14 protein-coding genes and 1 tRNA gene are annotated in these 12,231 nt (G+C 56.2%); 6 read left to right on the plus strand and 9 right to left on the minus strand.

Translation table 11 applies throughout. The annotated features are described in order from the left end of the window. Positions 1-208: 208 nt before the first annotated feature. Positions 209-817, minus strand: a complete 609-nt coding sequence (locus tag SH421x_RS16765) for a GNAT family N-acetyltransferase (protein ID WP_488850643.1) — start codon at positions 815-817, stop codon at positions 209-211. A gap of 225 nt (positions 818-1,042) precedes the next feature. Between SH421x_RS16765 and SH421x_RS16770 the strand changes: the two genes are divergently transcribed. Genes SH421x_RS16770 through SH421x_RS16785 form a run of 4 tightly spaced genes read left to right on the plus strand, consistent with a single transcriptional unit; the run spans position 1,043 to position 4,769 of the window. Continuing rightward, a complete protein-coding gene (locus tag SH421x_RS16770) occupies positions 1,043-1,936 on the plus strand; it encodes a metal ABC transporter solute-binding protein, Zn/Mn family (RefSeq protein WP_488850645.1) in 894 nt (297 codons plus the stop codon). Positions 1,937-1,942: 6 nt separating this feature from the next. Then, complete coding sequence (locus SH421x_RS16775; protein WP_488850647.1) at positions 1,943-2,449, plus strand: hypothetical protein; 507 nt, start codon at positions 1,943-1,945, stop codon at positions 2,447-2,449. Further along, positions 2,446-3,231, plus strand: coding sequence for a metal ABC transporter ATP-binding protein (locus SH421x_RS16780; RefSeq protein WP_488850649.1), 786 nt, complete (start codon positions 2,446-2,448; stop codon positions 3,229-3,231). Before SH421x_RS16775 ends, SH421x_RS16780 begins: the two co-directional genes overlap by 4 nt. Continuing rightward, positions 3,228-4,769: a metal ABC transporter permease gene (locus SH421x_RS16785; RefSeq protein ID WP_488850651.1), complete on the plus strand. Its 1,542-nt coding sequence runs from the start codon at positions 3,228-3,230 to the stop codon at positions 4,767-4,769. The genes SH421x_RS16780 and SH421x_RS16785 overlap by 4 nt, the downstream gene beginning before the upstream one ends. A gap of 46 nt (positions 4,770-4,815) precedes the next feature. On the opposite strand, the gene SH421x_RS16790 is transcribed toward SH421x_RS16785, so the two are convergent. The 4 genes from SH421x_RS16790 to SH421x_RS16805 form a co-directional block, all read right to left on the minus strand. Beyond that, a complete protein-coding gene (locus SH421x_RS16790; protein WP_488850653.1) occupies positions 4,816-5,673 on the minus strand; it encodes a deoxyribonuclease IV in 858 nt (285 codons plus the stop codon). A 166-nt stretch (positions 5,674-5,839) separates the two neighbouring features. Further along, positions 5,840-6,205, minus strand: coding sequence for a hypothetical protein (locus SH421x_RS16795; protein WP_488850656.1), 366 nt, complete (start codon positions 6,203-6,205; stop codon positions 5,840-5,842). A 36-nt stretch (positions 6,206-6,241) separates the two neighbouring features. Next, positions 6,242-6,931 carry a methyltransferase domain-containing protein gene (locus tag SH421x_RS16800; RefSeq protein ID WP_488850658.1) on the minus strand — a complete coding sequence of 230 codons (690 nt, stop codon included), beginning with the start codon at positions 6,929-6,931 and terminating at the stop codon, positions 6,242-6,244. 129 nt (positions 6,932-7,060) lie between these two features. Then, positions 7,061-7,687 (minus strand): zinc ribbon domain-containing protein, encoded by a 627-nt coding sequence (locus tag SH421x_RS16805; RefSeq protein ID WP_488850660.1) that lies wholly within the window; start codon positions 7,685-7,687, stop codon positions 7,061-7,063. A gap of 177 nt (positions 7,688-7,864) precedes the next feature. Between SH421x_RS16805 and SH421x_RS16810 the strand changes: the two genes are divergently transcribed. Then, complete coding sequence (locus tag SH421x_RS16810; protein ID WP_488850662.1) at positions 7,865-8,374, plus strand: hypothetical protein; 510 nt, start codon at positions 7,865-7,867, stop codon at positions 8,372-8,374. Between the two features lie 50 nt (positions 8,375-8,424). On the opposite strand, the gene SH421x_RS16815 is transcribed toward SH421x_RS16810, so the two are convergent. Then, complete coding sequence (locus SH421x_RS16815; protein ID WP_488850664.1) at positions 8,425-8,793, minus strand: hypothetical protein; 369 nt, start codon at positions 8,791-8,793, stop codon at positions 8,425-8,427. After that, positions 8,793-9,707 (minus strand): metal-dependent hydrolase, encoded by a 915-nt coding sequence (locus tag SH421x_RS16820; protein WP_488850666.1) that lies wholly within the window; start codon positions 9,705-9,707, stop codon positions 8,793-8,795. Before SH421x_RS16820 ends, SH421x_RS16815 begins: the two co-directional genes overlap by 1 nt. Positions 9,708-10,112: 405 nt before the next feature. On the opposite strand from SH421x_RS16820, the gene SH421x_RS16825 reads away from it, so the two are divergent. Next, positions 10,113-10,186 (plus strand) — tRNA-Ile (locus SH421x_RS16825). Here the strand turns inward: SH421x_RS16825 and SH421x_RS16830 are convergent. Continuing rightward, positions 10,146-11,471, minus strand: coding sequence for a tyrosine-type recombinase/integrase (locus tag SH421x_RS16830; RefSeq protein ID WP_488856449.1), 1,326 nt, complete (start codon positions 11,469-11,471; stop codon positions 10,146-10,148). The genes SH421x_RS16825 and SH421x_RS16830 overlap by 41 nt on opposite strands. A 151-nt stretch (positions 11,472-11,622) precedes the next feature. Beyond that, positions 11,623-12,150, minus strand: coding sequence for a hypothetical protein (locus SH421x_RS16835; RefSeq protein WP_488850668.1), 528 nt, complete (start codon positions 12,148-12,150; stop codon positions 11,623-11,625). Positions 12,151-12,231: the final 81 nt, after the last annotated feature.

A 12,231-nucleotide genomic window follows, 5' to 3' on the forward strand; every position in this document is an offset into this window, starting at 1 on the left:
CGGGACAGAGAAACAAGCCCCACATTAGAGACGGAAGCGGCGAAAGTGACAACCTGGAGTGACGACCTGAATTCAGCGTCGAAATCAAATCCGGGACAAATGTCCAATGCTTAAATCCTAATGTCTAAGGAAAAACTTCCCCCCATTAGACATTAGGATTTAGACTTTCGTCATTCGCTAATACGGCGCAGCTGGCAGCCAATCGCCGTCAAGAACAAGCGGCCTCCACCGCTTTATAGACGGTCCGCGTAATCCGGAACCCAAGACGTTCGTACAACCGAATCGCGCCTTCATTCTGGGCGGTGACTTCCAGAAAAGCATGCTGCAGACCGTGGTCATAAAAACCTTGCAGCGCCTTTAGCAGCAAGCGACCACCTAGTCCGGTTCCGCGATGTTCCGGCACGACTCCCAGGTTTTGGATCGAACCATGGCCTTCTCGGTCAACGACTCCTTGGACGGTTCCTACCGGCAAAAACAAGCGGGTCGCTTCGTCCTGGTATTCAGCCAACCACGTCGCACCCGGGATAAAACCTTCGCGATGCGAAATCTCGGTCATCAAACGACGACAACCGTCTGCATCGCCCAGACAGGGAAAGACATTCGCATCAATTTCCCAGCGAAAACTCTCAAACTTGCTGGTCGCATGCGCACCAATTAGATCGGTTCGCCATGCGACAAACCGGTAAGACGGCGGAAGCAAAATCGGCTGGGCGGGAACTTCCGCCAAGTCGATTTCCATTCGGTAACGTTTGAAGTAGGTCAGTGCCACCGGATCCACCACGTCGGTCGAAACGTAGCGTCGAATTTGAGGATTCATCAAGGTCGTCCATCGAAGCGTTCTAGCAATTTATCGCGGCCGCTCCCTGGGGTCAATTTTCGTCTCCGCTAGCACCTCAGGGCGAGACTACCTTGACGGAGAACGATTGGACCGATTCTGACGCTCAATTACCCCTGAAATCACCATAAAAGGAATTGACGAAGCCAGGGAACCGCTCCTATACTTTTTGATAGGTCAAAAACTATTTTACGCGGGACGAAAATCGTGCACCGTTTATCGATCGCTATGGCGATCCTCTCAGCATTAACATCACTTTCAACCACTTCAGCGGACGATACCAAGCCACTGATCGTTTGCTCAACCACGCAGGTCGCCGATTTTGCCCGTCAGGTAGTCGGTGATGGGTTTGAAGTACGTTCGATCCTCGCCGCTGGTCAAGACCCGCATGTCTACGAGATTAAACCGAATGACGCAGCGTTGGTTTCGCGTGCGGTCCTCTGCTTTGACAACGGTTGGCATCTGGAAGGCGCCGACTGGATGCGAAAGTTGGCCGAAAACGCCAACAAACCGATCACCAGTTGCGCGACCGGCGCAACACCGCTAGAAATCCCCGGCGGCACGGCACACGATCCGCATGCCTGGTTTTCGCCTGCTAACGCCGCGGTTTATGTGCGCAACATTCGTGACGCAGTCAGCAATTACGATCCTAAGCACCGCGACGAGTACCAAGCCAGAGCTCAACTTTACTTGGATCAGCTGCGCACCCTGGATGGGTGGATTCGTCGCCAGTTGAATGCGATCCCTGTCGAAAAACGGATCTTAGTCACCAGTCATGACGCGTTCAATTATTTCTGCCGCGAGTACCAGTTCACTGCGGCGACGCCGGTTGGTTGGTCGACCGGTTCCGAAGTGGGTGGAGGAGTCACCCCCGAGCGGCGCCGCGAGACGGTTGAATCGATTCGTAGTTACGGTGTTCGCTCGATCTTTGTCGAAACCTCAGTTAGTCCCGTGATGATTCGCCAGATCGCCGACGAAGCAGGCGTTGTCGTCGGCGGCACGCTCTACTCTGATTCGATGGGACCTCCTAACTCGGCCGGCGAAACCTATCTCGGCATGATGCGAGAAAACGTGTTGACAATCGCCGCAGGGTTAAAGTAGTCGGCCATGCGAATTCTGATCGCGATCGTCGCCGCGGCTCTGTCGCTCTCGTTGGTGAAAGCTTATCTCGCCCTCGACCAGCAAGGGGTTACCGCTGCGCCCCAGGCCACCGAACTGGAACACGCCGCCGGCAAATTTCGTTTAGAGCTCGAACTTTCGTTTGACGCTGGCCCCGATCGCTTTTCGGCCGACCTCGACAACTCCAACGCGGTCAGCATCCGCTTCGCCGACAAAACGCTCTACGAAACCAAGCAAGCGGTCACTGCTGGCGAAAAGATTGAAGTCCTCGACATCGGCGACATCGTCGCTGGCCGCAACGAATTTTTGTTGGAAGCGACTCCCCAAAATCCCGGCCCTCCGCTCTTCGCCAAACTCTCGGTTTATTCCAGCGAACGTCACGAGCCAATCGCCGAGCGTTTTATCTGGGCGCCCGCCGGCGCAACCCTGTTGTCAGGCGTCGCCAACTTCTCGACTTCGTCCGATGTAAAACCGACCGCCGAGGGAACGCGATGATCGCTCGCTCCATCCATTCCGCCGCTCCCGCGGTTCAGGTCGATCACCTGACGGTCAGCTATGGCCCATCGCCGGCGCTGCTTGATATTTCATTTCAAATCGAAGCGGGACAGTTAGTCGGCGTGATCGGCCCCAACGGCTCTGGCAAGTCGACCTTGATCAAAGCGATTCTTGGCATCATGAAGCCCGACTTGGGCGAGGTTCACCTGTTTGGCGTGACGACCGAAAAAGCTCGGCGGCGCGTCGCCTACGTTCCGCAGCGCGGAGCGGTTGACTGGGACTTCCCGGTTACGGTCGAACAAGTGGTGATGATGGGACGCTATGGACAAATTCCGTGGTGGGCTTGGGGGCCATCACGTGAAGATCGCCAGCATGTGGAAGACGCGTTGGCAACGGTCCGGATGGCCGATTACCGCCACCGCCAGATTGGGCAACTCTCTGGCGGTCAGCAGCAACGCGTCTTTATGGCGCGAGCCCTGGCCCAAGGCGCTGACATCCTGCTGCTGGACGAACCTTTCGCCGGCGTCGACGCCGCCACCGAGCGAGCGCTGTTGGAAGTGCTAGACAGCACCAAACAAGCCGGCCGCACGTTGATCGTCGTGCATCACGATCTGGCGACCGCGGCCGAATACTTTGATTCGCTGCTGTTGATCAAACAGCGGCTATTCGCATTTGGCTCTCCACAGCAAGTATTGCAGCCAGAACTGCTGTCCGAAGTTTACGAAGGTTCACTCAAAGCGTTCGAGCATCTCCGTAGCGTATCGACAGGAGCAGAACGATGAACCTGCTGTATGACCTGTTTGTCGAGCCGCTCGCCTCGGGCGGTTACTTGCTGCGCGCCATGTTCGCAGGCTCGCTGGTTGCAATCGCTTCGTCGATGATCGGCTGCTTTATCGTGCTCCGCCGCATGGCTTTTTTGGGAGACGCGATCTCGCACTCGATGCTGGCCGGCGTGGTCGGCGGGTACTTGGTGATGAAATTGATCACCGGCGAAGAAGCCCATTTTGGCGCCATGATTCTTGGAGCTTTATTGGCCGGGTTTGTGACGGTGCTGTTGATCGGCTTCGTTTCTCGCGCTTCGCGGATCAAGGATGATACGGCGATCGGCATCATGTACACCGGCATCTTCGCCTTTGGCGGCGCGATGGCCAGCGTCTTCTCAAGCGAGATCCATGTCGACTTGATGCACATGGTGATGGGAGATGTATTAGTGGTCGACTCCGAGCGGCTCTGGATGATGGGGACCGTGACCGCGATCATTCTGTTTGTAATCATCTTGTTCTATCGTCAGCTGCAATTGACCAGTTTCGATCCTATCATGGCCGCGTCGGTTGGCATTTCGGCGCCGCTGATCGGCTATTTGCTGACTGCCTGCACGTCGCTGGTGGTGGTGTCGGCGGTTTCTATTGTCGGCATCATCCAAGTGGTCGGATTGCTGATTACGCCGGCGGCCGCCGCCTATCTGCTGTGCAATCGCTTGTCGACCATGCTGGCCCTTGCAGCGACCTTCGGCGTCAGCAGCGTGGTGCTAGGAGTCTATGCTTCAGCCTGGCTCAACATCGGCGCCGGTTCTTCTATCGTGATGGCCGGCACGTTGCAGTTTATGGCGGTCCTGATCTTTGCTCCGCACAACGGTCTGCTGTCTGGCACGCTGCGCCGTTGGAATCAAGTTCCGCAACATGTGATGGAAGACATCCTCGGCTGTTTGCGGCGTGACGAAAAACATGCGACGCGGTTCGATACGATTCGCGCCCATGTGCAAGCGACCCCCTCTACACTGCGCCGCGTATTGCAGCGCATGGTGGCGATGTCGCTGCTTGATCAAACCCCGCAAGGCTTCATCCTGACCGAAGCCGGCACGCACGAAGCACGACGTTTAATGCGTGCGCATCGGATTTGGGAAACCTATCTGCAACGCGTCGGAATGCCGGAAGACTCGCTCCACGATCGCGCCCACTTGCTCGAACATTTAAACGACGAGGCGACCGTCGACTATCTGGATGATCGCTTGGGACATCCAACCCGCGATCCGCACGGGCAAGAGATCCCCGAAGACTTTGTCGATCTGATTCCTGGCGCCGAAGTAAAAGCCAGCCTGCTGCGCGAAGGGCGGCATGCAACGATCACCGCAATCGCCGGCAGCCACAAGCATGATCAAGTTGCGATCGGCGACATAATCATCGCCGGGCCACGTGAAATGGATGACACTATCTGGACCTTCCGCTTGCCCAACGGACAAGAGCTGCATCTCGATCATGATTCAGCCGATCAGCTAACGGTGCGTCTGGCCGATCCTACCAGCGGAATTCCAGAGAACTAGCAGCCTGTTGATTTTACGCCAAGCCCTTCGCCCAGCGGTCAGCCTGCTACGATTTCATCAGTCGCCGTAGCGTCGCCATGTTGCGAGTATCGAAGGTCTCCCCCTCTTCTTCTCCCTTGGGAGTTTCTAGGTACATCGGCATCTCCGCAAAGCGTGCATCGTTCACCAACAAGCGGAACGGCTCGATCCCCAAACATCCTTCGCCGATGTGTTCGTGTCGATCCACACGCGAACCAAGCGGCTTCTTGCTATCGTTTAAATGAATCGCTTTTAGTTTGTCGAGCCCGATCAGCGATTCAAATTGCTTCCAGGTCGCTTCGTACTCTTGCTTGGTGCCGATGGGGTATCCGGCCGCAAAAATATGGCAAGTATCCAAACAGACGGCGACGCGATCTCGCTGCTGCACGCCGTCTAGCATCGCGCCCAGATGCTCAAACTTGTGTCCCAAACAGCTCCCCTGCCCTGCCGTCGTCTCCAACAAACAGATCGAATCGAGATCGGCGGTCGCAGCGATCACTTCATCCAGCGCCTTCACCACCGCGGCGATCCCTTCCGATTCGCTGCTATCAACAAACGCGCCGGGATGAACCACCACGTAGGGAATCCCCAATTGATGGGCCCGCTGCAGCTCGACAATCATCGCATCCCGCGACTTCTCCCACAGCTCGGTCTTGGGCGAGCCCATGTTGATCAAGTACGACGCGTGCGAAAGCGGATGCTTTACTCCTGCTTCGGCCAACGCATCCCGGAACAGCTTCACCTCTTTGTCGGTGATTTCCTTGGCGCGCCACTGGTTGTTATTCTTGGTAAACAACTGCACGCAGCCCATCGATTCTGCCGCAGCGGCGTTGACGGCTTTGTAATAGCCGCCGGCGATCGACATGTGAGCTCCGAAGATGGGCATGGGCGTCAATTTCTCAAAAGTACTTGAATGCGAATGTCCGGCCGAACTGCGTGTTATGAACTGTTTCAATACGCGAGCTGAGCGGAGAAAGCGGTGACCGATCGAATTCGATCTCGGGCTGGTAAGCTATCAAATAAATGCCGAAATCGCTACTAGTCCTGCTCGTTTACTGTTGCTCCCAGCAGAGGAACTCGCGATTGTCGGCGCAGCACATCGCGTCAATAAAGGCTTGATTGTCAAAGCCTGGCAGTTCCTGCAACAGCCGCAGCAGCTCGACACTCTCGGCAGACTCCTGCGGAATAAGGAAGCATTGTTCATTCGTAATCAGGACAAAAAATACGTCCTCCTCAAATGGCCCCGCATCCGTCGTCCTAATCGCAACCTTGCGAAGTTGATCCAATGCAACAAACGCAACCGCGCGTCTCCAGGGGCGCTTTAGTTCGACGCCATTGTCTCGACATCGAACAACGGTGACTAGCAGCGATTGAAACTCATCCCTGGGCCGCGGTTTCAACCAATCGAAAAGAGACATCGGAATTCGCTCCCCGCTCCTAAATTTTCGACAGTACTACTCAGCACACGCATAGTACGAGTCAACCGCCGCTTGCCCCGTATAGTTTGGCCCCGCTCCATCATCGGCTCCTAGATAATCAAACGGGGGCGACAGTTCGCGCCGGCCATCGCACTGTAACAACTTCGACCGTGTCGAATAGCTCAAGCCCGCGCTCCGTAAGTATCGAATGATCGCCTGCGACGAACGTTGCCCACGCAGCTGAAGATTCTGCGCATCCAGATTTCCGACAAACCGACCGCCAGGCGTCAGCCAAGAGACCGCTGCTGTGACCAGTCCTAACTTGTCCCCCAGGTAGTGCAGCCCATGCACCGACGTAATCAAATCGAAAGCAGTCGTCGGACGATAATCCTCGAGCGATGTTTTAAGCAACTGCAGCCGCGGAACGGCGTCGGTCGTACAGAACATGCCGACCAGATCGATCCCCACAATTTCGATTCTCAACGATTCGGCCGCAGCTATCTCCGCCGCTGCGACCAAAGCCGCTGCCGAACCGCAACAAAGATCCAACCACCGGGCACATCCCTCACGCTGGTAAACAGTTCGCAGATACTCCAGCAAGTCGAAACCGAGATCCCGCTCGTAACTATTCGATCCCAACAGCCCGCGTTGACGATTCATCTGGCAATTGGCGACCACATCCGAGGCTGCCAGTTGCTCACGGTTTAAGAGGAGACGCTGTGTCATTTTACTTATCACCGCCTTGCACGATTTCCGATGTTTTCCGCTGGTTTCTTACCGCGCCTGATCGTTCTTCCTCTGTGCCCCTGCCGCGTTGCACGCTTCGCTTCCGCCCCAACCGCACAACTTCAAAAACTAAATCAACAGCTGATGAAACAATATCATCAGTATCGTCCCCAAGATCGCCGTCCCCCACGTGATCGCGCCAAAGACCCCCAAAAAGTAACCAATCTGCGTGATCAACACCGAGCGCGTGTCGAGCCGACCTTCGCGATGCGCTTCTAAATCCGACGCGCCCATTCCCCAGGCCACCACTGCAAACACCGGGCAACCAATCCAGCCCAGCACGCCAAACAGCAGGATCATTGCCCCGCGTTCCGACAGCTGTGGCCCCTTTGGCCGACAGCCGGTTGCAGTTGGCGTTGCCTGAAACGGATTCCCACTGCCGACCAGCGGCGGCAACTTTAGGACCGGAAAAAGAGTCGACGCCGCTTGCCAAGGTCCGTTCAACGTCAGCCGCACGTCACACTTTTCGTCAACGCGGCCCTGACAGATCCACTCTTCCAACTGATCCACCGGCATCGGACCGTAGATGCGCCCCTCAGGAATTCGCAGCGAGGCGATCGCCCTATCCGCAGCCGCGCTCGTCGTCTCGCCGGCGCGAAATTGCTGACCGCAAGTCGGACACCGAATCGCCCCGCTCGGTGTCGCGTCTACTTCCAATCGAGCCTGACAATAGGGGCACTGCAATGAAAAAGTCATAAGAAGTCGTCGGCCCAAAGAATCTTGCGAAGTGGTCGTACAGCAGGACTTACGCCCACAAACTTCGATCTTGTTGATCGGTTTGCCGCCAAACAGTTGATTTTCATCGCGATGTATCAGTAAAATCAAGACGCCTACTAAATTCCCCCCTCCTCACCAGCAAGGGTGAGCGGCTTGATGGACGCCACCTCTCTCTCTATCGCCCTTGGACTTGGGCTGATTGCGATCGTCGCAATCGGTGTTGGTATTATGCTGCGCACCATCTGGCTGCGTTCAAAACTCCAGCACAAAAATGCCCGCGTTAACTTCCCAGCAGCACGCAAACAGTTTGCGTTACAACGCGAGCTTCTAGAAGCAAAATTTGAGACGCTCGCCAGCAACTCGGGCCGCCCTCGCGGCTTGATCTGGAAAAACTGCGAATTCCATTCCGAGGTTCAGTTCGCCCGCGACCCGGCCAACGACCAACTGCGCGCCTTCGTCGCGCTGACCATTAGCTTCGAAGCAATCGAAGGGGGCGACATGGAAGAAGTCGCCGCCGTCTCCAACCTCCGCGCCGCCACCGCGCTCTTCTCCCATGTCGACGGCGCCTGGATGACCGACGGCCGCACCATCTTCAACCTCAACCCGCAACAAGCGATCGAACACTATCGCCACACGCCCGAAGTTGCTCCGGCGCCGGTGCGGTAGTTGCAAAATCAAAATCCGTTCTAGCCGAATGGAGTTCTCTCCACGGCCCATCAAGCGTCCCGCTTTGGACTGATCGTCCCCACGCCGTGATAGTGCGGCTGCCGAACAGAATACGCTAACACAGCCACCGTCAACGGCAAGACTAGCCACATCGCATGCAGCACCGAGATATCTGCAACCAAGCAGCCGGTCGCCAGCATGAGGAAACCCCCTGCCCAAACCAACTCGGGAAGTCGCCGAATCCGAAACACGTTGCAAAACAGGAAAAAGTGCCCCAGTACAAACGGAAACAACCAGGCGAGCGAACCAATCGTCTTTAAACCAAAGTAGGTCGCAATCGCACAAACGACGATCGCCAGTGCGTCAGTCCCCGAAAACCGAAACCCGTGGCTCGGGTGATGTTTCCAGTTCAGTTTCATCAGACCTCCCATTGCTTTGTGATGATCTGCCCAGTCGAGTCCAATCGACAAGTCAGCATCCCAAACCGGGTATCAAAGTTGCGAATCCGCAGATCACGGCAGACGATCAGCAGCTGGTTGGCGGACTGCGTCTGCTCAATCGCGTGATAGTGCGGAGAGAGTTCCCGCATGACGCGCCACTCTGGCAGTTCGAGCACAGCCAGAGGCAATTCAGCGTCAAAAGTTTCGATCGTCTGTAGCGTATTCTCGTGCCCAGTAATCGCGTTCAAGATCAACGTGGTAGAAGTCTGTCCCTGATCGTGGCAAACTAAAAATCTCCACGGCAACCAAGTTGTTGGGATGACTGCTGTTTGGATCACTCCAGGATCGTGACTTCTCGCAAAGCACCGTGCGCGCCGGCCAATCAGCGCTCTGATCGCCACGCAGGCACATAGACAAGCGAGATAAATACCCGATACCCAAGCCAGCGCCGAGACATTTCCCACAAACCACCACACAACAACCAGCGCGGTCGATGTCAGCAGCAGGATTGGCGCATCGATAAAAAAGATCCAATCCAAGGCAAAGCGCTGCTGAGACAACGGCCATGCCCACTTCACGCCGTAAGAATTGGTCAGATCTAAGCCAATATGCATGACCATGCCAACCGCTAACCCCGCCGCAAACAATGACCAGTCAGGACTGCCGATGACAAGCAGTCCCAGCGACACCAACAACACCGTTCCCACGGCCGTAATCGAGTGCGTGTAAGTTTGATGACAACGTACAAACGCATGCTTCCCCCCCAGACGCGAAAAAGCGTCAAGGTCAGGCGCCACATTGCCAAAGACGATCCCACAAGCAAACTCTGGCTGCGATGGCAACCAACCCGCCGCAGATGCTGTCCCAATCAAAGCATGTGTGAGAATATCCATCTCCGTATTCTATTCATGATCACGAATAGGCATAGAAATATGTCAACCACGGCGAATCTGCCGCCCTATCGCTTCAACATATCCAGCCCAACCGCCGCTGCTCATTCGCGATTCCAGCAAGGTCCGTCCCTGTCATCCCAAAATACGCAGCCAGAGACTGCCCTACCGTGGTTTCTCGTCAAACGGCCATTTGCATCCGCCAGCAGCGGAAAGCCGGGGGATGGTTCAGATGGCTACCGTTCGTTAAATTTGGACGTTCGTCGCCTGAACGAATCGAGGTGAACCAGTGGATACCGAAACGACTCCACTCACCTATTCACGAAACCTCCAGGCAACTTTCCAGGTGTCAAAAGCCCCCTGCAGCTCTTTCAGAAACAGCCGCAACCCCTTTGACACCAACATTTTGGGCCAGTAGCTCAGTCGGTTAGAGCAGGGGACTCATAATCCCTTGGTCGCGGGTTCGAGTCCTGCCTGGCCTACCTGAAGAGAGGGGATATCGGAGCAAATAGCGGCAAGTTGTTGTTGTATCTCGGTTTGCGAGATATCGCCCAAACTGCCTTGCTCCGTTATTCCTGACACTTCCGCTATCTGCCGCATCAATTGCAGCATCAGTTTTTCGCCAGAGTCGCCGTTGTCACTGGTCGCATTGGTTCCGGCCGCTGCGTCGTCGAAATTGGCCTGCGTCGTTTTCAGGTAGTGCCGAGTGGCTACCCGGGGAGAATTTCCCATCCAACTGCAAACCACGTGCGTCGGGAATTGGGCCTCTAGCTCGGTCTGCCGCGTTGACCGCAGCGATTGGAACAACTTGGCCCACGGCACGACGCCAGCTTGTGTGATGAGGCTGCGCATCCGCTTCCTCAGGTAGGGCGCGTTCAGCTTCTTCCCCTTGCGGGTCACGGTCACCACGTAGACGTCCCCTCCCTTCGTCTGAGCGTCGGCGGCGTCCAGATAGGGCCTCAGTTCCTTGAAGATCGGCACGAACCGTTCAGGCTTGCCGTAGCGGGCCGTTTTGGGCGAGCGAATCAGGATCTTATTCTGATCCCACAGGATGTCGCTCCAGGTCAAGTCGTTCAGCTCACTGGGGACGCGAACGCCAGCGTAGCGAACCAGCGCGAACAACAGGCGCCACTGGACGGAGGGAAGTGAGTCGAAGACTTTGGCGGTATCCTCGGGAGTGATGAACGCGACGTCGCCCACGTTGGCTTGCGTCTTGATCCCATCAAACGGGTTTTCATCCAACAGCCGCTTACGCATAGCGGCCCGAAAGTAACCACGCGCGGTCTGGACATGCTTGTGAACCGTCGCCGCCGATTTGATCGTCTCGACCTTGTGAGCCAGATATCGATGGAACTCGTCTGCATCCCCGCAGGTCACATCGGACAGTAGTTTATCGGCGGCGAAGAAATCAACGAGATGTTTTTTCGTTCCCTCGTTCTTGAGCAGCGTCCCGTTTTCCCAATCGGTTCGACCGTCGAAATACTCGGTCAGGAATTCGCCGATAGTGTAGGTCCGTCGCGCAGAGATCAAGCCTACCTTGGCCAACTTGCGCGTCATTACGCTGCCAAGCGACTTCACCCATTCGCTGGTCGGTCCTGGCACAGCGTGTCCAGACTTCGCCGACGCGTTCAAGTGCTCGATATGACCGGCGGTTGTGTTCGCCGCTTTGACGGTCGTCTTCGAGAGCGATACGCCGCGGCGCTTGCCGTCTCGGTCGTAAAACTGAATCAGGTACGAGCCGCCGCCGCGCGATTGAATAGAAGCCATGCGAGTGTCTCCGTTCGTAGAGAAATCGCCATCCGTGGAACGATCGCCGATGCTTCAATGCTTTCGACGTAGTGATTGTAGCGTTCTAAGCGGTCTGCGCCTTTCTGCAAAACCGCTTTGTTTTTTGCGGGTGTCCACAGTGGTGGACGTGCTATTCGTTCACTGCGGTCAGTTCGGTCATCGTGCGCGTTAGCGTGTCGAACAAGACAACTCGAGCCCGGCTCTCGCCCTCTTGGCGCCGGCTGTTGTAGCCGATCGCGATGTTGGTAGCGCTGCCAAGATCCATGTTGCACTCTAAGCACTCGTCGCCGTCCATGACGAGAAAGACGCTGCTAGGGGCGTACGGCTCGCTCTCGACTCCCTGCAGCGCTTCCAGTAGCACCTCCAGTTGATTAACCCACTTCGCAACTTCCGCAATGGCGCTGGCGAATAGTATTTCGCCCTTCATGCTGACCAGTTCGGTGCAGATCGACATTCCGTGCTGGTCCGAGTAATGGAGCATCGCGCCGCTTCGTCCATTATCCAGCAGGGCGATTTCGCCGCAGATGTCATCGCTGCCGTCGCGGTAGACGAAAAACGCCCTCCCGGCAATCAGTCGATTAAGACGCTCCGCTAAGTCGTCGACTGATAGTTTCGCCGGCTTGGCTTCAGCTTGATCCAGAGTGGTGATCGTAGACATAATCGAGTCCCTTCATCGGGACGCGCGCACGAAAAAGGGGAGCCACAGCCAATCGGCCATCGCTCCCCTGTCGTTTGTACG

Source organism: Blastopirellula sp. SH421 (assembly GCF_057808535.1).

What these genes read in the sequence shown, in the direction of transcription:
- SH421x_RS16765 (WP_488850643.1), bottom strand. Translation starts at nt 817, where the DNA reads ATGAATCCTCAAATTCGACGCTACGTTTCGACCGACGTGGTGGATCCG.
- SH421x_RS16775 (WP_488850647.1), top strand. Translation starts at nt 1,943, where the DNA reads ATGCGAATTCTGATCGCGATCGTCGCCGCGGCTCTGTCGCTCTCGTTG.
- SH421x_RS16780 (WP_488850649.1), top strand. Translation starts at nt 2,446, where the DNA reads ATGATCGCTCGCTCCATCCATTCCGCCGCTCCCGCGGTTCAGGTCGAT.
- SH421x_RS16785 (WP_488850651.1), top strand. Translation starts at nt 3,228, where the DNA reads ATGAACCTGCTGTATGACCTGTTTGTCGAGCCGCTCGCCTCGGGCGGT.
- SH421x_RS16790 (WP_488850653.1), bottom strand. Translation starts at nt 5,673, where the DNA reads ATGCCCATCTTCGGAGCTCACATGTCGATCGCCGGCGGCTATTACAAA.
- SH421x_RS16795 (WP_488850656.1), bottom strand. Translation starts at nt 6,205, where the DNA reads ATGTCTCTTTTCGATTGGTTGAAACCGCGGCCCAGGGATGAGTTTCAA.
- SH421x_RS16800 (WP_488850658.1), bottom strand. Translation starts at nt 6,931, where the DNA reads ATGACACAGCGTCTCCTCTTAAACCGTGAGCAACTGGCAGCCTCGGAT.
- SH421x_RS16805 (WP_488850660.1), bottom strand. Translation starts at nt 7,687, where the DNA reads ATGACTTTTTCATTGCAGTGCCCCTATTGTCAGGCTCGATTGGAAGTA.
- SH421x_RS16810 (WP_488850662.1), top strand. Translation starts at nt 7,865, where the DNA reads ATGGACGCCACCTCTCTCTCTATCGCCCTTGGACTTGGGCTGATTGCG.
- SH421x_RS16815 (WP_488850664.1), bottom strand. Translation starts at nt 8,793, where the DNA reads ATGAAACTGAACTGGAAACATCACCCGAGCCACGGGTTTCGGTTTTCG.
- SH421x_RS16820 (WP_488850666.1), bottom strand. Translation starts at nt 9,707, where the DNA reads ATGGATATTCTCACACATGCTTTGATTGGGACAGCATCTGCGGCGGGT.
- SH421x_RS16830 (WP_488856449.1), bottom strand. Translation starts at nt 11,471, where the DNA reads ATGGCTTCTATTCAATCGCGCGGCGGCGGCTCGTACCTGATTCAGTTT.
- SH421x_RS16835 (WP_488850668.1), bottom strand. Translation starts at nt 12,150, where the DNA reads ATGTCTACGATCACCACTCTGGATCAAGCTGAAGCCAAGCCGGCGAAA.